The 18285-nt window shown below is 59.8% G+C and carries 21 protein-coding genes; 12 read left to right on the plus strand and 9 right to left on the minus strand.

What is annotated here, in order from left to right; translation table 11 throughout:
* Positions 1-388 precede the first annotated feature (388 nt).
* The gene (locus PL597_RS05040) at positions 389-649 is read left to right on the plus strand and encodes a DUF1344 domain-containing protein (protein WP_162520615.1); all 261 of its coding nucleotides are present in this window, start codon (positions 389-391) and stop codon (positions 647-649) included.
* 218 nt (positions 650-867) lie between these two features.
* Here PL597_RS05040 and PL597_RS05045 read toward each other — a convergent pair whose 3' ends face one another.
* From PL597_RS05045 to PL597_RS05060, 4 genes are all read right to left on the minus strand, one after another.
* Positions 868-1461, minus strand: a complete 594-nt coding sequence (locus tag PL597_RS05045; protein WP_271364696.1) for a histidine phosphatase family protein — start codon at positions 1459-1461, stop codon at positions 868-870.
* 30 nt (positions 1462-1491) lie between these two features.
* Entirely contained in the window at positions 1492-2310 is an 819-nt protein-coding gene (gene fabI, locus PL597_RS05050; protein WP_077982821.1) for an enoyl-ACP reductase FabI, read from the minus strand.
* 131 nt (positions 2311-2441) lie between these two features.
* Positions 2442-3542 carry a DnaJ C-terminal domain-containing protein gene (locus tag PL597_RS05055; RefSeq protein ID WP_271364697.1) on the minus strand — a complete coding sequence of 367 codons (1101 nt, stop codon included), beginning with the start codon at positions 3540-3542 and terminating at the stop codon, positions 2442-2444.
* Positions 3543-3754: 212 nt separating this feature from the next.
* Entirely contained in the window at positions 3755-4204 is a 450-nt protein-coding gene (locus PL597_RS05060) for an RT0821/Lpp0805 family surface protein (RefSeq protein WP_077982819.1), read from the minus strand.
* Positions 4205-4260: 56 nt separating this feature from the next.
* Between PL597_RS05060 and pdxH the strand changes: the two genes are divergently transcribed.
* Positions 4261-4881: a pyridoxamine 5'-phosphate oxidase gene (gene pdxH, locus PL597_RS05065; RefSeq protein ID WP_271364698.1), complete on the plus strand. Its 621-nt coding sequence runs from the start codon at positions 4261-4263 to the stop codon at positions 4879-4881.
* A gap of 29 nt (positions 4882-4910) precedes the next feature.
* On the opposite strand, the gene PL597_RS05070 is transcribed toward pdxH, so the two are convergent.
* Complete coding sequence (locus tag PL597_RS05070; protein ID WP_271364699.1) at positions 4911-5690, minus strand: sulfite exporter TauE/SafE family protein; 780 nt, start codon at positions 5688-5690, stop codon at positions 4911-4913.
* Between the two features lie 154 nt (positions 5691-5844).
* On the opposite strand from PL597_RS05070, the gene PL597_RS05075 reads away from it, so the two are divergent.
* Positions 5845-6153 carry a MazG nucleotide pyrophosphohydrolase domain-containing protein gene (locus tag PL597_RS05075; RefSeq protein ID WP_077982817.1) on the plus strand — a complete coding sequence of 103 codons (309 nt, stop codon included), beginning with the start codon at positions 5845-5847 and terminating at the stop codon, positions 6151-6153.
* On the opposite strand, the gene PL597_RS05080 is transcribed toward PL597_RS05075, so the two are convergent.
* The 4 genes from PL597_RS05080 to PL597_RS05095 all read right to left on the minus strand — a co-directional run bounded on the left by PL597_RS05080 (position 6142) and on the right by PL597_RS05095 (position 9482).
* Complete coding sequence (locus PL597_RS05080; protein WP_142914137.1) at positions 6142-6816, minus strand: HAD family hydrolase; 675 nt, start codon at positions 6814-6816, stop codon at positions 6142-6144. The two genes, PL597_RS05075 and PL597_RS05080, sit on opposite strands and share 12 nt — an antisense overlap.
* Positions 6817-6822: 6 nt before the next feature.
* Positions 6823-7260: a bleomycin resistance protein gene (locus tag PL597_RS05085; protein ID WP_077982815.1), complete on the minus strand. Its 438-nt coding sequence runs from the start codon at positions 7258-7260 to the stop codon at positions 6823-6825.
* A gap of 199 nt (positions 7261-7459) precedes the next feature.
* A complete protein-coding gene (tldD, locus tag PL597_RS05090) occupies positions 7460-8875 on the minus strand; it encodes a metalloprotease TldD (protein ID WP_077982814.1) in 1416 nt (471 codons plus the stop codon).
* A gap of 82 nt (positions 8876-8957) precedes the next feature.
* Entirely contained in the window at positions 8958-9482 is a 525-nt protein-coding gene (locus tag PL597_RS05095; protein ID WP_003521101.1) for an invasion associated locus B family protein, read from the minus strand.
* Positions 9483-9914: 432 nt separating this feature from the next.
* Between PL597_RS05095 and coxB the strand changes: the two genes are divergently transcribed.
* From coxB to ispH, 9 genes are all read left to right on the plus strand, one after another.
* Positions 9915-10778, plus strand: coding sequence for a cytochrome c oxidase subunit II (gene coxB / locus PL597_RS05100; protein ID WP_416171984.1), 864 nt, complete (start codon positions 9915-9917; stop codon positions 10776-10778).
* Positions 10779-10792: 14 nt separating this feature from the next.
* Entirely contained in the window at positions 10793-12493 is a 1701-nt protein-coding gene (ctaD, locus tag PL597_RS05105; RefSeq protein WP_269823260.1) for a cytochrome c oxidase subunit I, read from the plus strand.
* Positions 12494-12990: 497 nt separating this feature from the next.
* Positions 12991-13944 carry a heme o synthase gene (locus PL597_RS05110; RefSeq protein ID WP_077982811.1) on the plus strand — a complete coding sequence of 318 codons (954 nt, stop codon included), beginning with the start codon at positions 12991-12993 and terminating at the stop codon, positions 13942-13944.
* Positions 13944-14075, plus strand: a complete 132-nt coding sequence (locus PL597_RS05115; protein WP_077982810.1) for a hypothetical protein — start codon at positions 13944-13946, stop codon at positions 14073-14075. Before PL597_RS05110 ends, PL597_RS05115 begins: the two co-directional genes overlap by 1 nt.
* 29 nt (positions 14076-14104) lie before the next feature.
* Positions 14105-14722, plus strand: coding sequence for a cytochrome c oxidase assembly protein (locus PL597_RS05120; RefSeq protein WP_137409883.1), 618 nt, complete (start codon positions 14105-14107; stop codon positions 14720-14722).
* A 61-nt stretch (positions 14723-14783) separates the two neighbouring features.
* The gene (locus tag PL597_RS05125; protein WP_077982808.1) at positions 14784-15659 is read left to right on the plus strand and encodes a cytochrome c oxidase subunit 3; all 876 of its coding nucleotides are present in this window, start codon (positions 14784-14786) and stop codon (positions 15657-15659) included.
* Between the two features lie 292 nt (positions 15660-15951).
* Entirely contained in the window at positions 15952-16338 is a 387-nt protein-coding gene (locus PL597_RS05130; protein ID WP_077982807.1) for a DUF983 domain-containing protein, read from the plus strand.
* 10 nt (positions 16339-16348) lie between these two features.
* Positions 16349-17083: an SURF1 family protein gene (locus tag PL597_RS05135; protein ID WP_137410965.1), complete on the plus strand. Its 735-nt coding sequence runs from the start codon at positions 16349-16351 to the stop codon at positions 17081-17083.
* Between the two features lie 77 nt (positions 17084-17160).
* Positions 17161-18207 carry a 4-hydroxy-3-methylbut-2-enyl diphosphate reductase gene (gene ispH, locus PL597_RS05140; protein ID WP_077982806.1) on the plus strand — a complete coding sequence of 349 codons (1047 nt, stop codon included), beginning with the start codon at positions 17161-17163 and terminating at the stop codon, positions 18205-18207.
* Positions 18208-18285: the final 78 nt, after the last annotated feature.

Here is an 18285-nt window from a genome sequence, read left to right on the forward strand (position 1 = left end):
CAAGCGGATTTGTCTTAGTGGAAAATCCGGGCAAGGCAAAAGCCTTTCTTTCATCGCAAACGGGATATGGAGGTGACGTACCGTTCACGACTGGTGAAATGACGAAAAACGACACTCCCCGGGATGGGCGGCGCAAAGCGATTCGACGGTTTCAACGGATTTCCGAGATGACGAAATTGTAAAGGGACGGAGGTTTTCCACCTTAAACCGGAGTTTTCCAATATTGCCGGAAAATGCGGTGTAAAAACCACTAACGGCTTGAACAGGATTTGAAATCCGTTCATCAATTGGGCTGAAAATGTCATGGTTGCGGGCAATTTCCGCCACATTCGAAAGGCAATTCTTCATGCATGTAAGGTTTTCACGCAAATCCACGAAAGCTAGATCGATGCGTATGATGATTGCCGCCCTTCTGGCCACCGCCAACCTCCTGATGCCTATTAACGGCTACGCCCAGAGCGTCGATGTGGAAGGCACGATCAGCAAGATCGATGCCAATGGGCTGAGCATTACCTTGAACGACGGCAAGACCTACCGCGTGCCGGAGGAGTTCAATTTTGAAGGTTTGAAAGCGGGCGTGAAGGTCGTGGTTTTCTACACGGAAGTGGATGGAAAACGCGTGGTCGACGACCTTCAGGTCGTTGAGTAAGCTCCTGGCCTTATGCCAAACCTTCGTTGCGAGACGAGCGGGTGTCGCGTGTTTCTTCTCCCCGCCGGGGAGAAGTCCGCGGCAGCGGGATGAGGGGGCACGGCTAGAGGGATTCGGCGACGTCGCCCCCTCATCCGACCCTTCGGCCCACCTTCTCCCCGGCGGGGAGAAGAAACGAGCCGCGATGTCCTGCCAGTCTTAGCAAACCTTGACAGCCCTCAAGAAATCCACTCCGCACTATTACTGTCGATCTGAACCTTCAAGATCTGGTCCTGCGGGATCTGCGTTCTCGACGCCTCGTCCTTGTCCATGCCAGAAACCAGCCGGAAGATCGAGCGGATCACACCGCCGTGGCAGACGCAGACGGTTTGCCTCTCAACCGAAGAAAGCCATGCGCCGATGCGCCAGGAGAGGATTTCGTAACTTTCCGCGTCCTGACCGGGCGGAATGAAATCCCATTTATTGGCCTTGCGCGCCTTCACCCGGTCGGGAAATTCTTTTTTCAGCTCCGGCAGGGTCTGTCCCTCCCAGTCACCGAAAGAAACTTCGATCAGGCGATCGTCGGTGCGATAGGCCTTGGGATCGAGGCCCATCGCGCCGCGCATCAGTTCCATGGTCTCGCGCGTGCGCCCGAGCGGGCTCGCCACATAGTCGAAATCCGTGGCCTGTTCTCCCAGAAGCTGCGCGAGGAGCCTGCCGTTTCCGACCGCCTGCTGGCGGCCGAAATCGTTGAGCGGAATGTCTTTCTGGCCCTGAAGCCGGCGTATCGCATTCCAGTCCGTTTGTCCGTGCCGGATCACATAGACGAGCAAGGCGATACCCCGTTCTTACACTTTTCAGGCTTAGTCCTTCACCACCGAGATGTCAGGCGCATCCACGGCCTTCATGCCGATGGTGTGGTAACCGGAATCGACATGGTGGATTTCGCCGGTCACGCCGGTCGAAAGATCGGACAGCAGGTACAGCGCCGACTTGCCGACTTCCTCGATGGAAACGGTGCGCTTCAGCGGCGCATTGTATTCGTTCCACTTCAGAATATAGCGGAAGTCGCCGATGCCGGAAGCTGCAAGCGTCTTGATCGGGCCGGCGGAAACGGCGTTGACGCGGATGCCGCGATTGCCGAGGTCGACGGCGAGATAACGCACGCTGGCCTCGAGAGCAGCCTTGGCCACACCCATGACGTTGTAATTCGGCATGACCTTTTCGGCGCCGTAATAGGTCAGCGTGATGATCGAGCCGCCGTCATTCATGACCGGCTCGGCGCGCTTGGCAATGGCGGCCAGCGAGAACACGGAAATATCCATGGTGCGGTTGAAGTTGTCGCGGCTGGTGTCGAGGTAACGGCCGGTCAGCTCGTCCTTGTCGGAGAACGCAATAGCGTGCACGACGAAGTCGATCTTGCCCCAATGCTTTTCCAGCGAGGCAAAAACGGCGTCGATCGTCTCGAGATCGGTCACATCGCAATGACCGGCCATGAAGGCGCCGAGTTCCTGCGCCAGCGGCTCTACACGCTTCTTCAGCGCATCGCCCTGCCAGGTCAACGCAACTTCCGCGCCCGCGTCGGCACAGGCCTTGGCGATGCCCCAAGCGATGGAACGATTATTGGCGACACCCATGATGAGGCCGCGTTTGCCAGCCATGAGGCCGGATGCCTGAGCCATTTTGTGCTCCCTAGTACTTATGATCGGTCCTGCCTATGGCATAGGCTGCAATCCTGTTCAAGATTGCCAAAGATCATCAACTGTTAGGGAGCGTAACAAAGGGTGCGTTGTCCCGGCTATTCGCAAAACTTTCACAAATAAAGGCCTTCGCGCATGTGCCGCATCAGGTCGGTCACCTTTTCATCGGGCTTTTCCAAGAGGACGATGCGCAATTCGACGACGAGATCGCCGGAGCCGCCCTTGCCGTCGGCAAGGCCCTTGCCGGCAAGCCTCAGCACACGGTCTGAGCCGGACCAGGCCGGAATGGTGATGTTTTCTTCGCCGAGCGGTGTCTTGACTTTCGTTTCACACCCCAGAACCGCGTCGCTGAGCGATATCGGCAGGGTCGTGTGAATATCGAAGCCACGAAGGGAGAAAGCGTCCTCTCGGTCGGTCAGCAATGTCACGGCAAGATCGCTGCGCGCGATGTTGGGAAGCTTCAGCCCCTGTCCCTTCAGCCGCACCACATGTCCGTCGGTCATGCCGGGCTCGAGCTGAAACCGAACTTCCCGCTCATCGGCAAGAGAAACGGTAATCCATTTTTTCTCCAGCAGATCGGCGACCGTGACGGTGGCCTCAGCGGTGATGTCAGGCGCTTTTTCCGGAGTCGGCTGCGGCGCACGGAACCGCCGCACCAGCGCGCTGAAAAGATTGGCGGCAAGCGAGGCGGGTGACGTCTTGTCATCGCCGGTGGCGGTGGCTGCGGGTATATCGCCTTTTGCAGCGCTCGCGGCCGCCTTTGCGGCTTCCGCCGCCTGCTGCACCTTGGGATCGTTCTGGGCGTCGGCGCCAAAAATGCGCTCGACGATGTCTTCGGCGCTTTCCGGTTTGCTATCGGCTTTCTGGCCGGTCTGCGCCCGGTTGCGGGCGTCCGCACGGGCCAGTTCCTCCATCAGCTTTTCGGCGGCCTTGGCGCGCTCGGCAGCCTCGCGCGCGGCTTCTCGCTGCTGCATGATGGTTTCGCCGCGCTGTTTCTTTTCGGCCGCCTTGCGGGCTTGATCGTAGAGATCGCGCTTTTTCGGGTCTTTGAGAAGATCGTAAGCCTGCCCGATCTCGGCAAAGCGCGCCGAGGCGTCGGGATCGTCGCGATTGGCGTCTGGATGGACGGTTTTCGCCTTCGTGCGCCAGGCGGCCTTGATGTCCTCGTGGCGGGCGTCACGTTTCACGCCGAGGATGGAATATGGATCGCGCATGCGAAACACCAGTTACGTTGGCTCAGGCGCGTGCTGCCGCTCATGGCGCAATCCTGAAACTAACCCCTCCGAAAAGGGATGCCCGCGATCATTCGCCAGCACGCCCTCGGTTTAATCAACGTCGACTGTTGCAATAAGTTGCTAATCACTCCTTTACGGAGGAGACGTGCCGCACCCGGGCGGGCTCTATTCCATATTTAAGGGTAAACAGATTATTTCTGCTCGAAGCGCGTCAGCAGCCATTCGCCGGTTTCCGACAGGCAGGCCTGTCCCGAATAGCTCGCCACACCCTCGAAGGAATGGCGTGTCGTCCTGAAATTGCGGCAGACGAAGCCGCTGGACTTGTCTTCGTGAATGGCGGTGACGACGCCGGCGCTGCCGGTGGCGGCATTGGCCCAGGGCAGAGGCTGGTCGGCGAGCTTGGCGAGGTCGGCCGATGTGACCGCATTGCGGATCGTCGCATCGTCCGTCTGCGGCGCATTGTTCGGCTGGTTGGGAACGGAGGCCGTGGAAAGCGAGCGGTCAACCTTGTCTCCGCCGAACAGGTCGAGGCTGACGCAGCCGCTCAGCACCGCGAGCATTGACACGACGGCGGAAACTTCCGCTATCGACGAAAGGAGGCTCTTTGTTCGACTGTTCGACTTTGCTATGACGGTCACCATCTTTCACCGGAGATCATCTCTGGCGTCCAAATCAGCTCGGGAGCATTTTATTCAATATGTCGGAAATGGGGTTAACATCCAGTGACTTCACGGAAGAAAATGAACCGTTCACACTTTTTGCCGAATGGCTGAAGGACGCGACGGCTTCCGAAATCAACGATCCGAACGCGGTGGCGCTCGCCACCGTGGACGAAAATGGCCTGCCGAACGTGCGCATGGTGCTTCTGAAAGGCGTCGATGATCGCGGTTTCGTTTTCTATACGAATTTCGAAAGCCAGAAGGGTCAGGAGATCCTCGGCCAGAAAAAAGCGGCCATGTGCTTCCACTGGAAAAGCCTGCGGCGGCAGGTGCGTCTGCGCGGCGAGGTGGAGATCGTGAGCGACGAGGAGGCGGATATCTATTACGCCTCTCGCCCGCGCGGCAGCCGCATTGGCGCCTGGGCATCCAAGCAGTCTCGGCCGCTGGAAGGACGTTTTGCGCTGGAAAAAGCGGTAGCCGAATATACCGCCAGATATGCGATTGGCGATATTCCGCGCCCATCCCACTGGTCCGGCTTCCGCATCCGGCCACTCAGCATCGAATTCTGGCACGACCGCAAGTTCCGCCTGCATGATCGCATCGAATTCCGCCGCGACACCCCTGACGGTGCCTGGTCCAAGGTCCGTATGTATCCGTAACGCCATCCGGGCAGGCCGTCTCGGCCTGCCTATTTCAGCAACTGGTCAAACAGCGGCAGGCCGATGACGGCGGAAATCGCGATCAGGCCGTAGCAGATGCGCCGGAACGCCGCCTCATCGGCAAGCCCGTGCAGTCGCGCACCGGCATAAAGACCGAGCCCATAAAAGGGCAGGGCCAGCAGGAAAAACACGAAGACATCGACGGTAAACAGGCCGCCAAGAAAGTAGCTGGCGATGGAAAACACCGTTGAAACCGCGAAATAAAGAATGACATTGGCGCGCACGAAAGCGCCTTTCAGAGCGCCGCCCAGCCAATAGGCGACGACGGGCGGGCCACCCAGCTGCGCGGCCCCTGAAAACAGCCCGGCCAGCAGCCCTGTAAAAAGGGTGAGCGGCGTCTTTGGCCGGCCGCTGTAACGCCAGCCGGACACCAGAAATACCAGCAGCACCACGACCACGCCCGAGATGAGCCAGCGTAGCGTCAGTGGATCACCCTTGGAAAGCAGCATTGTGCCGACGGGCACGCCGACAAAGGCGCCGGCCGCCATGGTGAAGACTTCGCGCCGGTCCGCCATGCGAAAGGCGGGCGGTATCATGCCGAGCGTCAGCACGCTGTCCACCACCAGCAATACCGCCGAAGCGATACGCGGCCCGACGATGGCGCTGGCCAGGGGAACGAAGATGAGTGCCGCACCGAAGCCGGAAAATCCGCGCGCAAGGCCGGCAAGAAAGGCGGCACCCGCAAACATGGCGAGCAGCGCCGGGCTGTGCGCGGTGACGAGTGACGACAGGAAGTCGAGATGGGGCATGGGCGATGGCACGTTTGTTCGAATATCTTTTCTCTATCTCGCTTGCATGCGCATGTCTCGGAAATTTCCGTTTAGGGCTGCATGACGCACTGACGGGTCGACGCGGTCAGAGAATCATGATTAGAGTTGTGGCGCGTGAACAAAGGATGAACAAATGTTTGCTGACATGATGCGTCGGTTTGAAGAGGCGTCGCAAAAATATGCCGCTGAAAACGGAATATTCCGCGACCCGGACTGGTACATGCTGAAGCTTCAGGAAGAGGTTGGCGAGATGACGCAGGCCTGGAACCGGCTGACGGGACGGGCACGCGTTAAGGGCAGGAGCAAAGAGGAGATGAAGCGGGATCTGGCCGACGAAACCGCCGATCTCCTCGGCCATGTGCTGTTGCTGGCCCATTATAACGGTCTCGATATTGAAGGAGCGATCGAGCGTAAGTGGCGCTTTACGCCGTCAAAACCCTGAAGGCTCCAGCTTTTCCAACATGGCCGCCACGTCGTGAAGGTCGATTGCGACGGCGATGCATCTTTCCCGCATTTCCTCAGTCGGTGGCGCGACATCGGGCACCATGATCGTCATCATGCCCGCCGATGTCGCCGAGCGGACGCCGGAATAGGAATCCTCGAGCGCAAGGCAACGGCCCGGATCGAGAGAAAGCCGTCGTGCTGCGGTGAGATAGGGCATGGGCGCGGGCTTCGGCTCGGTATAGTCGCCGCGTGCGACGATGGTGTCGAAACGTCCGAGAAGATCGTAAGGACCGAGATGGCGCGTCACTGAATCGTGCCGCGACGAGGTGGCGATGGCGCGGCGGATATCGAGCCGGTCGAGAAGATCGAGGATTTCGATGACGCCGGGTTTCAGCGCCACTCCCTCCGCCATCATCAGGCCGAGATGCCGGAGCCAGGCATCACGGAAGGTCGCCATCGGAAAATCGGCACCATAATCGGCAAAGATGGTGCCGGTGATGACATCCCAGGGGCTGCCGCAGACCTTTTGATAGGTCTCGACCTTCATGCCATGGCCGCCTTCATCCGAGGCCGCCAGAAACGAATCGCGATAGAGCGCCTCGCTTTCGATCAGCAATCCGTCCATGTCGAAAACCACGGCGTGCGGCAGAAAAGGCAGCATGGTCGCTCAGCCGAACCGGAAGGGGCGCTCGCCAAGGCTTTCGAACGGGCGGATCAGATAGCCATCGGGATCTGCGACGATAAATTGCCGGTTGCCTACTTCGACCGTGCCGCGCCTGTACCATTTTTCCTCCAGCGGCATGACGAGGTCAATCGAGGATCGCTCCAGCCGGGAAAGAATGGGTTGCAGGGAAGGAACGGCGAGCTGCAGGTTCATGCCGCGGCCAAACGGCGTATCGAGCGAGGCATTGCCCGCCACGAAGGTCCGTGTTGCGCCGATCTGGTCGATCATCAGTTCTGCGTCGCCTAGCGCCAGATAGGTGAAACCCTCTTCGGGGCGCTCATAGACCACATGAAAACCGATCAGGTCACAATAAAAAGCGCGGCTTTTCTGCCAGTCGCTGACGGCAAGTTCAGGAACGAGGGCATTTCGTATGATGGTCATGGTCTCCTTTGCCGCGCAGGCCCGGGATGGGAGGAGGGGCCTGCCATAAGGGGTGATCTTAACGTCTTCCCGGCCGCACGCCAGAGGAAACCTCATCATGGCAGCCATGTGCGGGGTCATGGGCTGGGATGGCGACGCTATGGGTGAGGACTGTCGCGGCAGGTTCGATGTTTCCCGCAACCGACCATGCGCCGCGGAACTAGGCCTTGGTACCGCCGACGGTGATCTGATCCATGCGCAGATGCGGCTGACCGACGCCGACAGGCACCCATTGTCCGGCCTTGCCGCAATTGCCGATGCCGGTATCGAGCTTGGAATCGTTACCGATCATCGAGACGCGCTTCATCGCATCCGGCCCGTTGCCGATCAGCATCGCGCCCTTCACCGGCGCGCCGATCTTCCCGTTTTCAATGAGATAGGCCTCGGTGCAGCCGAACACGAATTTGCCGGAGGTGATATCCACCTGGCCGCCACCGAAGGAAACGGCGTAGATGCCCTTCTTGACGGAGGCGATGATCTCTTCCGGCGTTTTATCGCCCGAGAGCATGTAAGTATTTGTCATGCGCGGCATCGGCACATAGGCGTAACCCTGCCGACGGCCATTACCCGTGGGCGTCGCACCCATCAGCCGAGCGTTTTGCCGGTCCTGCATGTAACCGACCAGCCTGCCGTTCTCGATCAGCACGTTATAGCCGGAAGGCGTACCTTCATCGTCGATGGTCAGCGACCCACGCCGGCTGTCGATGGTGCCGTCATCGACGACGGTGACACCGGGTGCTGCGACCATTTCGCCCATCAGACCAGCGAAGGCAGAGGTCTTCTTGCGGTTGAAATCGCCTTCCAGACCGTGCCCCACAGCCTCATGCAGCATGACGCCCGGCCAGCCGGAGCCGAGCACCACATCCATGGTGCCAGCCGGCGCATCGATGGCGGTGAGGTTGACGAGCGCCTGGCGCAGCGCTTCATCCGCGCCGCGCTGCCAGTTTTCCGTGGTGATGAAATCGCCAAAGCCGACGCGGCCGCCGATGCCATAGGAGCCGCTTTCCTGCCGGTCGCCTTCACCCGCCACCACCGAAATGTTGATGCGCGTCATCGGCCTGACGTCGCTGACACGGTGGCCGTCGGCGCGCAGAATATCCACCACCTGCCAGCTTGCGGAAATCGTCGCCGTCACCTGCCGGACATTCGGATCCTTATCGCGCAGATAGGCGTCGATATCGGTGAGGAGCTTCACCTTCTCCTCGAAGCTTGGGCTGCCGATCGGATTCTCGTCGCCGTAAAGCTTCTTGTTGGTGCGCTGGGGTGCTGCGGCATAGGAGCCGGAATAACCCTTGGTCACCGCGCCCACCGCATCCGAAGCGCGCTTCAACGCGCCTTGCGAAAGCTCGCCCGCATGGGCGTAGCCCACCGTCTCCCCGGCAACGGCGCGCAGGCCGAAACCTTGGTCGGTATTGAAGGAGCCGCCCTTGAGCCGGCCATTGTCGAATGTCAGCGATTCGGCCTGGGCATGTTCGATGAAGAGCTCGCCATCGTCAGCGCCGGCGAGCGCCTCGCCGACGAGCTTGCGCAATTGCGTCTCGTCGCAATCGAAGAGTTTTACAAGATCGTCGGTCATGGGAGGCTCCAGTCATTATCGTTCAGTGACCGATTTAGGCACTAGAGCGGACGGACGCAAGGCTGTCCGGCAATGGCGGGCTTTAAGGAAGCGCGTCGTAGCCCTCGGCAAAGCCGGAAAGCTCGATCGGAATACCGACGCGATCCTGATCCACGGCTTCACGCAGCGCGAAAACCGCATTCTTGCCGGCGCGCAGAACCTTCAGCAGCTCGTCGTCAATATCCACTTCCACATAGCAGCCTTCGGAGAAGCAGCGGGTGAAATAGGCGCGGCCGATATTATTATTGTCGATATAAAGCTCCATGCCATCCTTCAAAAGCACGCCAAGCGGCGCGAGGATGCGCAGGATGCGCGACTTGCGGTCGGCCGTCTTCAGCACCACCACCGAAAGCCCCACTTCCGGGCGGTCGTCGGCGATCACGTTCTGCATCAGCGCGCATTGTTCTTCGGATGCGCCTGCCGGCTTGTCGCAGATGACCGACCATGCTCCGTGCGTCGACTTCGGCGTGCCGGGCGGCTGCTGTTGCGCCAGCGCCGCGGCAGCGGGAGCGATGATTGCAAGACCGGCGGCGGCAAGAAAAGTGCGCGCGAGCGGGGAAAGACGCATGGATACCTCTGGGATTCGAATCAGTGCGGCTATTTTGACGCCATAATCCGGAAAAAAAAGCCTCAGGGTTTCAATTCCAGCGGAGTTGGGCGGAAATAGGACCTGTTGGCGCTCATAGCCGTCTGATTTGTCCCGCGCGTCATTCGTTATCCGGCATTCAAACCGGCTGGAAGACGGGGCTTTGTCGCATTTGGGCTGCTCGAAATCGCGCTCAGTGGGTCAGCTCGGACACAGGGTGCGGGAAAGTCGGTCGTGGATTGATCAATGGCAAAATTGGGGCGCATCCGTGTCCCGACGCATATTGCGGCAGAGGGCAAACTGTGGTTTTAAGTTAGTACCATAAGCATGGATTCTGCGTCTGTGATTGATCTGGATCAGACGCGTGAGGGAGAGGGTACCGTGACGAATAGGATTTACGCAGCACTGGCGGGGATGACCTGTCTGCTCACGGCTGTCGGCGCCCGCGCCGATCAGCCGGTGCATTGGCAAATGGGCATGCAGGAGGCCGCCACGCCGATCATGCACGAAATACGCTGGTTTGAACAATATACGCTCTGGTTCATTGTTCCGGTTACGCTTTTCGTTCTCGCGCTGCTCATCGTCGTCGCCCTGAAATTCCGCGCCGCGAAAAATCCGGTGGCTTCCAAGACCAGCCACAACACGGCGATTGAGGTTGTCTGGACGCTGGCGCCGGTGCTCATTCTCCTGTTCCTCGCTTTCCCCTCGTTCAATCTTTTGAACGCGCAGCTGACGCAGCCGGAAAACCCTGACCTGACGCTGAAGGCGACCGCCACGCAATGGCTGTGGAGCTATGAATATGCCGCAGCCGAAGGCGCCGAACCGCTTTCCTTCGACAGCTATCTGCTGAAGGATCAGGATCGCGCTGCTGCCGGCAAGGAAGACAAGGCCCGCTATCCACGTCTTCTCGCGGTTGACAACGAAATGGTCGTCCCCGTCGGCAAGACCGTTCGCCTTCTGGTGACGGCGGCGCCGACGGATGTCATCCACGCTTTCGCCATGCCCGCTTTCGGCGTCAAGATCGACGCTGTTCCGGGCCGCCTCAACGAAACCTGGTTCAAGCCGGAAAAGGAAGGCCTTTATTACGGCCAATGTTCCGAGCTTTGCGGCAAGGACCACGCCTTCATGCCGATCGCCATTCGGGTGGTTTCCGAACAACAGTACAATGCCTGGCACGCCGCCGCCGCTTCCGATCTGAACGGCGCGAACCGGGCGCTGATGGCCTCCGTCGATGGCGCTCCGCGCACGGTTGACGTTGCCGCCAACGAAACCAACTGACTGGAGTGACGACAATGGCTGGACCTTCCGCACACGACGATCATCACTCGCATGGTCATTCCGCTCATGACGATCATTCGCATGATGCGCATCATTCCCATACACCGGGCTTCTTCGCCCGCTGGTTCCTGTCGACCAACCACAAGGACATCGGCACGCTTTACCTGATCTTCGCGATCATCGCCGGCATCGTCGGCGGCGGGCTTTCGGTTGTCATGCGCATGGAGCTGCAGGAGCCGGGCATCCAGATTTTCCACGGTCTGGCATCGATGGTTTACGGCTTCGAGGGCGACGCTGCCATCGACGGCGGCAAGCACATGTTCAACGTGTTCACCACGGCGCACGCGCTGATCATGATCTTCTTTATGGTCATGCCCGCGATGATCGGCGGTTTTGCCAACTGGATGATCCCGATCATGATCGGCGCGCCTGACATGGCTTTCCCGCGCCTCAACAATATTTCCTTCTGGCTGATCGTTCCCGCCTTCATCCTGCTGCTTCTGTCGCTCTTCGTCGAAGGCCCGGCGGGTGCTTATGGCGTGGGCGGCGGCTGGACCATGTATCCGCCGCTATCGACGAGCGGCATGCCTGGGCCGGCGGTCGATCTTGCGATCTTCTCGCTGCACGTCGCCGGTGCATCCTCGATCCTCGGCGCGATCAACTTCATCACCACGATCCTCAACATGCGCGCGCCGGGCATGACGCTGCACAAGATGCCGCTTTTTGCCTGGTCGGTTCTGGTCACCGCATTTCTGCTGCTGCTGTCCCTGCCAGTTCTGGCGGGTGGCATCACCATGCTTCTGACCGACCGTAACTTCGGCACGGCATTCTTCTCGCCGGAAGGCGGCGGTGACCCGATCCTCTACCAGCACCTGTTCTGGTTCTTCGGCCACCCGGAAGTGTACATCCTGATCCTGCCCGGTTTCGGCATCATCAGCCACATCGTGTCCACCTTCTCCAAGAAGCCGGTTTTCGGTTATCTCGGCATGGCCTACGCCATGGTCGCCATCGGCGCCGTCGGCTTCATCGTCTGGGCCCACCACATGTACACGGTCGGCCTTTCGCTCGAAGCGCAGCGCTACTTTGTTTTCGCCACCATGGTGATCGCGGTGCCGACGGGTATCAAGATCTTCTCGTGGATCGCGACGATGTGGGGCGGTTCGCTGACCTTCTCGACACCGATGGTGTGGGCAATCGGCTTCATCTTCCTGTTCACGGTCGGCGGTGTCACCGGCGTCCAGCTCGCCAATGCCGGTCTCGACCGTTCGCTGCACGACACCTATTACGTGGTGGCGCATTTCCATTACGTTCTGTCGCTCGGCGCCGTCTTTGCGATCTTCGCCGGCTGGTATTACTGGTTCCCGAAGATCACCGGCTATATGTACAGCGAGTTCGTCGGAAAGCTGCATTTCTGGGTCATGTTCGTCGGCGTGAACCTGATCTTCTTCCCGCAGCACTTCCTCGGTCTTGCCGGCATGCCGCGCCGCTACATCGATTATCCCGATGCCTATGCCGGCTGGAACATGGTATCGTCTTACGGTTCCTATATCTCGGCCGTTGCCGTGGGCATCTTCCTCTTCGGCGTCTGGGAAGCCTTCGCCAAGAAGCGGATTGCCGGTAACAACCCGTGGGGTGAAGGTGCGACGACGCTCGAATGGCAGCTGTCTTCGCCGCCGCCCTACCACCAGTGGGAACAGCTGCCGCGCATTCGCTGATGCGCGGGCCGGAAGGCGCGGGCAGGGTTCGCGAATTCCGGACGCTCAGAACAAGGAACGGTGCGGCCTTGGCCAGCGCCGTTTCCCTTGGAGCATTTCCAGGAAAAGTGGAATCCGGTTTTCCGTCCGGAAATGCCTCGAAACAAAGAGTTGGAGTGTTTTCGTGTTTCGAAGAAACGCGAAAAAGCTCTAGGCAGGCAATGCCCGCTGCCGCGTGACATTTTGTCCAAGCGAAGCATATCGTCCGACATGATACATGCCCGGACGTGATAAATGCCAAGTCTGGCCTTTATGTATGAGCAGCGCAGACGAATGGCGGGATGGGCGCGGTCACAGGCCGGGCAAATGAATGGTATCGGTTCTTCCGGATATCGCCCATGCCGGGACGTTCGGGCCAATGAATTGACGCATCGCGCATGCCGGAAATCACATTCGTTTTTCGGGCCGGTGCAGGGGATGTCGCGACAGGCGGCACCTGAAGGAAAACAGGACAGGAAATGAGCATTATCGACAATCGCGACATGCTGGGCGTGAAGGGCTCCGAACTTTCGGAAGCCGGCGCGCGCGATTATTTCGAATTGCTGAAGCCGCGCGTCATGTCGCTCGTCGTCTTCACGGCCTTTGCCGGCCTCGTGCTGGCGCCGGGTGAAATCAATCCCATCCTCGGCATCATCGCCATTCTCTGTATCGCCGTTGGCGCCGGTGCATCCGGCGCGCTCAACATGTGGTACGATGCCGATATCGATGCCGTGATGAGCCGCACCGCCAGACGGCCGATCCCGTCCGGCCGCATCGCGCCGCGCGAGGCGCTGGCCTTCGGACTGACGCTCTCGGCCTTTTCGGTGGTCATCCTCGGCCTTGCGGTCAACTGGTTCTCGGCAGGTCTGCTCGCCTTCACCATCTTCTTTTACGCCGTCGTCTATACGATGTGGCTGAAACGCTCGACGCCGCAGAACATCGTCATCGGCGGCGCCGCCGGCGCTTTCCCGCCCATGCTTGGCTGGGCCTGCGTCACCGGCGGCGTTTCGCTGGACAGCATCATCCTGTTCCTCATCATCTTCCTGTGGACACCGGCGCATTTCTGGGCGCTGGCGCTGTTCAAGATGCGCGATTACGGCGCCGTCGGTATTCCGATGATGCCGAACGTGGCCGGCGAACGCTCCACCAAGAACCAGATGATCGTTTATGCGGTGCTGACCGCGGCGGCGGCCGTCGCCCCCTATTTCACGGGTCTGGCGAGCGCCGGCTACGGCATTTTCGCCGCCGTCCTGAGCGCCATCTTCATTTACTGTTCGCTCGATGTCCGTCGCATGCCTGAAGGCGACGAGAAGATGCTGCCGGCCAAGAAGATGTTCGCCTATTCGGTGCTTTACCTTTTTGCGATTTTTTCCGGCCTTCTGGCCGATCATTTCGCGCCGGCCCTGAAGGCCGCCATGTCGGGAGTCCTGTGATGGAAACGGTGGAACTAAGCACGGCGCAGAAAAAATCGAGACGCGGGCGCAACATCGCTCTCGGCGTCCTGCTCGCCGGTCTGGTGGTGCTGTTCTATATCATCACCATCATCAAGATCGGCTCGCATTGATGCGCTGATTGAGGGGAGAGGAGGAGGACATGGCGAATATGGAAGCGCAGACAGCAGAAACCGGCAGACAGAAGGTGAGCAATCGCTCTATCCTCGTGCTTTGTCTCGTGTTCTTCTGCGCCATGATCGGCATGGCCTATGCCGCCGTGCCGCTTTATACGCTGTTTTGCCGTGTCACCGGCTATAACGGCACCACCCAGCGCGTCGAGCAATATTCCGACGTCATCCTTGACAAGACCATCAACGTGACCTTCGACGCCAACACCTCGAACGGCCTCAATTGGGATTTCCAGCCGATCGACAGGAAGGTCTCGCCGAAGATCGGTGAAACGGTGCAGGTCATGTTCAAGGCGACGAACCGCTCATCCGTGGCGACCACGGGCACGGCCGTCTTCAATGTCACACCGATGGAAGCGGGCGCCTATTTCAACAAGGTGGAGTGCTTCTGCTTCACCGAAACGACGCTGCAGCCGGGTGAAACGCTGGAGATGCCGGTGGTTTTCTTCGTCGATCCTGACATCGCCACGGCGCGCGAAACCAAGAGCATTCATACTTTAACGCTGTCCTATACGTTTTATCCGGCGAAAACCGAAAAACCGGTTGCGTCCTTGCCGGTAAAGACTTCATCTGGCGAAAGTAAATTGTGAGAGGAGATCTGGCCTTTTATCCGAGGCCGGATCAGGGAAGAGACATTCGGGGATTGTCGCAATGGCAGATACGCATCAGAAGAACCACGACTACCACATTATCGATCCAAGCCCCTGGCCGCTTCTGGCCTCGATCGGCGCCTTCATCCTGACATTCGGTGGCGTCTGTTACATGCGTTACCTGTCGGGCGGCTCTTTCAAGCTGTTCGGCGCGGAACTGGCCAATCCCTGGCTGTTCTATATCGGCCTCGTCATCGTGCTTTACACCATGTACGCATGGTGGTCCGACACGATCAAGGAAGCCCATGAGGGCAGCCACACCCGCGTCGTCTCGCTTCACCTGCGTTACGGCATGATCATGTTCATCGCCTCGGAGGTGATGTTCTTCGTGGCGTGGTTCTGGGCCTATTTCGATGCCAGCCTCTTCCCGCACGAGGCCATTCAGGCGTCGCGCCTCGAATATACCGGAGGGCAATGGCCGCCCAAGGGCATCGAGGTGATCGATCCCTGGCACCTGCCGCTCTACAATACCGTCATCCTGCTTTTGTCGGGCACCTGCGTCACCTGGGCGCACCATGCCCTGCTGCACAATGACCGCAAGGGCCTGATCAGCGGTCTGCTGCTCACCGTCGCGCTCGGCGTCCTGTTCTCCACCGTGCAGGTTTATGAATACATGCACGCGCCGTTCGACTTCAAGAATTCGATCTATGGCGCGACCTTCTTCATGGCCACCGGTTTCCACGGTTTCCACGTCTTTGTCGGCACGGTTTTCCTGCTGGTCTGCCTGTTCCGCGCCATTGGCGGCGGTTTCACACCCAAGCAGCATTTCGGCTTCGAAGCGGCTGCCTGGTACTGGCACTTCGTTGACGTCGTCTGGCTGTTCCTGTTCTTCGCCATCTATATCTGGGGTGGGTGGGGCGCGCCGCTGCACGGCTGATTGGATCGGATAGAGCCTCGACCCAGGCAGGGCATGGCTTGTCGAGCGAGCGGGTCTCACTTGTTTCTTCTCCCCGCCGGGGAGAAGTCCGCAGCAGCGGGACGAGGGGGGCAAGGGTAGAGATTGACCGATAGCTAGCCCCCTCATCCGACCCTTCGGGCCACCTTCTCCCCGGCGGGGAGAAGAAATACGAGGCGCCGTCGAGCAACAAACAAGTGCCCGGGTTTTGAGGCAAGCTTCCAAGAGACTCGACGTCACCCTCGGGCTTTGGCCAGCTTCGCAGGAGGTCATCATGTCTGAACCATCAAACGGCAACTTCGCGCCGGTGGACCCTATCAAGGTGGGCTTGAAGGGTTGCTGCCCGCGTTGCGGAAACGGCCGGCTGTTCGATGGCTTTCTGACCCTAAAACCCGCCTGCAGCGCCTGCGGACTGGATTACGGTTTTGCCGATGCGGGCGATGGCCCGGCGGTTTTCGTCATGCTGATCGTCGGTTTTCTGGTCGTTGGGCTGGCGCTCTGGTTCGATCAGCGTTTTTCGCCCCCCGTTTGGGTGCATATCCTGCTGTGGTTGCCGTTTACGGTGATTGTCTCCCTGGTGCTGCTGCGCAAACTCAAGGGCATCATGATCGCGCTGCAATACCGTAACAATGCAAGCGAAGGCAGGCTTGATCGTGAATGACGTTTCCCACATGAAGGCGGCGGAAAGGCGGGTCTGGTTCGCTGCGCCGCTGGTGCTGCTGGCGCTTGCCATTCTTCTCGGGCTCGGCACGTGGCAGGTGAAGCGTCTCTACTGGAAAGAGGCGCTGATTGCCGATATCGAGGAGCGGCGGAGCGCGAGCCCGGTGCCGCTCTCCGACATAGAGGCGATCGCGAAAAGCGGCGGCGATATCGAATACCGCACGGTCAGACTTTCCGGCACCTTCGATCACGCCCGCGAGCGACATTTCTTCGCCACCCATCAGGGGCGAACCGGCTATTACATCTATACGCCGCTGACGCTTGCCGATGGCCGCATTCTCTTTGTCAATCGCGGCTTCGTGCCCTTTGAGATGAAGGAACCGTCAAAACGGCCCGACGGGCAGGTTGCCGGTGAGGTGACGATCACCGGGCTTGCGCGCGCGCCGCTGGTCGCAAAACCGTCCTCGATGCTGCCTGATAACGATATCGCCAAGAACATTTTCTATTGGAAGGATCTGGCGGCCATGGCCTCCAGCGCCGATATCCCGCCCGAGCGGCTGGTCAACCTCTTCGTGGATGCTGACAGCGCGCCTAATCCGGGCGGTTGGCCGCAGGGCGGCGTGACGCTGATAGATTTGCCCAACAATCACCTGCAATATGCGATAACGTGGTATGGGTTGGCGGCGGCCCTTGTCATCGTCGCCGGTTTTGCCTATTTCCGGAACGGCAAGGCGCAGGGTGAATAAAGCGCAGCCCGCCCGGTAAGGCAGCTTGTCGGGCAAGGCCATGACGTACGGCCCAAGGAACAGGCCAAGGAGCTGGAATGAACATCGCCGTTTCCAAACCCCCTTTGACGATAAGGCTGTGCGGACCGCGCGGCTTTTGCGCGGGCGTGGACCGGGCGATCCAGATCGTCGTGCTGGCCCTGAAGGCCTATGGCGCGCCGGTCTATGTTCGCCACGAAATCGTGCATAACCGCTATGTGGTGGAAGGGCTGGAAGCCAAGGGCGCGGTTTTCGTCGAGGAACTGCATGAAATTCCCGCCGAGCATCGCGAGCAGCCGGTGGTTTTCTCTGCCCATGGCGTGCCGAAATCCGTGCCGGAAGATGCGCAGGCGCGCAACCTGTTTTATCTCGATGCGACATGCCCGCTGGTCTCCAAGGTCCACAAGCAGGCCATGCGCCACCAGCGACTTGGCCGCCATGTGGTGCTGATCGGCCATGCCGGCCACCCCGAGGTCATCGGCACCATGGGCCAGCTTCCCGAAGGCGCTGTCTCGCTCATCGAGACGGTGGAAGATGCGGACCGCTACGAGCCACTGGACCGCGAAAATCTCGGCTTCGTCACCCAAACGACACTTTCGGTCGATGACACGGCCGGCGTCATCGCCAGGCTGCAGGAACGTTTCCCGGCCATGCAGGCACCCGCCGCCGACAGCATCTGTTACGCAACCACCAACCGTCAGGACGCGGTGAAACAGGCGGCCCCCGGCTGCGATCTCTTCATCGTCGTCGGCGCGCCCAATTCCTCCAATTCAAAGCGGCTTGTGGAAGTGGCGCTGCGGGCCGGTGCCAAGCGTTCCGTGCTGGTGCAGCGGGCTTCGGAAATCGACTGGAATGAAATCGGCGATATCCGCACCGTCGGCCTTTCGGCCGGCGCATCCGCACCGGAGGTCATCGTCGATGAGATCATCGAAGCCTTCAAGGCGCGCTTCGATACGACGCTCGATCTCGCCGTGACGGTTGAGGAAACGGAACATTTCCTCGTCAATCGCGAGCTGCGCAGCATCGAGCTGACGACGGACGACATGGCTTTCGTGAACGGCAACGCCAATGATGCGCTGCCGCCGAAAACCGCCGCCAGTATCTGAAGCGGGATGGCGCGGAATGCGGGCGGTTTCCGTCTCTCCTGCGTCACCTCCTCTCGAGATTTCCACTCCATCCTTCAT

This window comes from Agrobacterium sp. ST15.13.013, from assembly GCF_027956525.1.
Classification (GTDB): domain Bacteria; phylum Pseudomonadota; class Alphaproteobacteria; order Rhizobiales; family Rhizobiaceae; genus Agrobacterium; species Agrobacterium salinitolerans.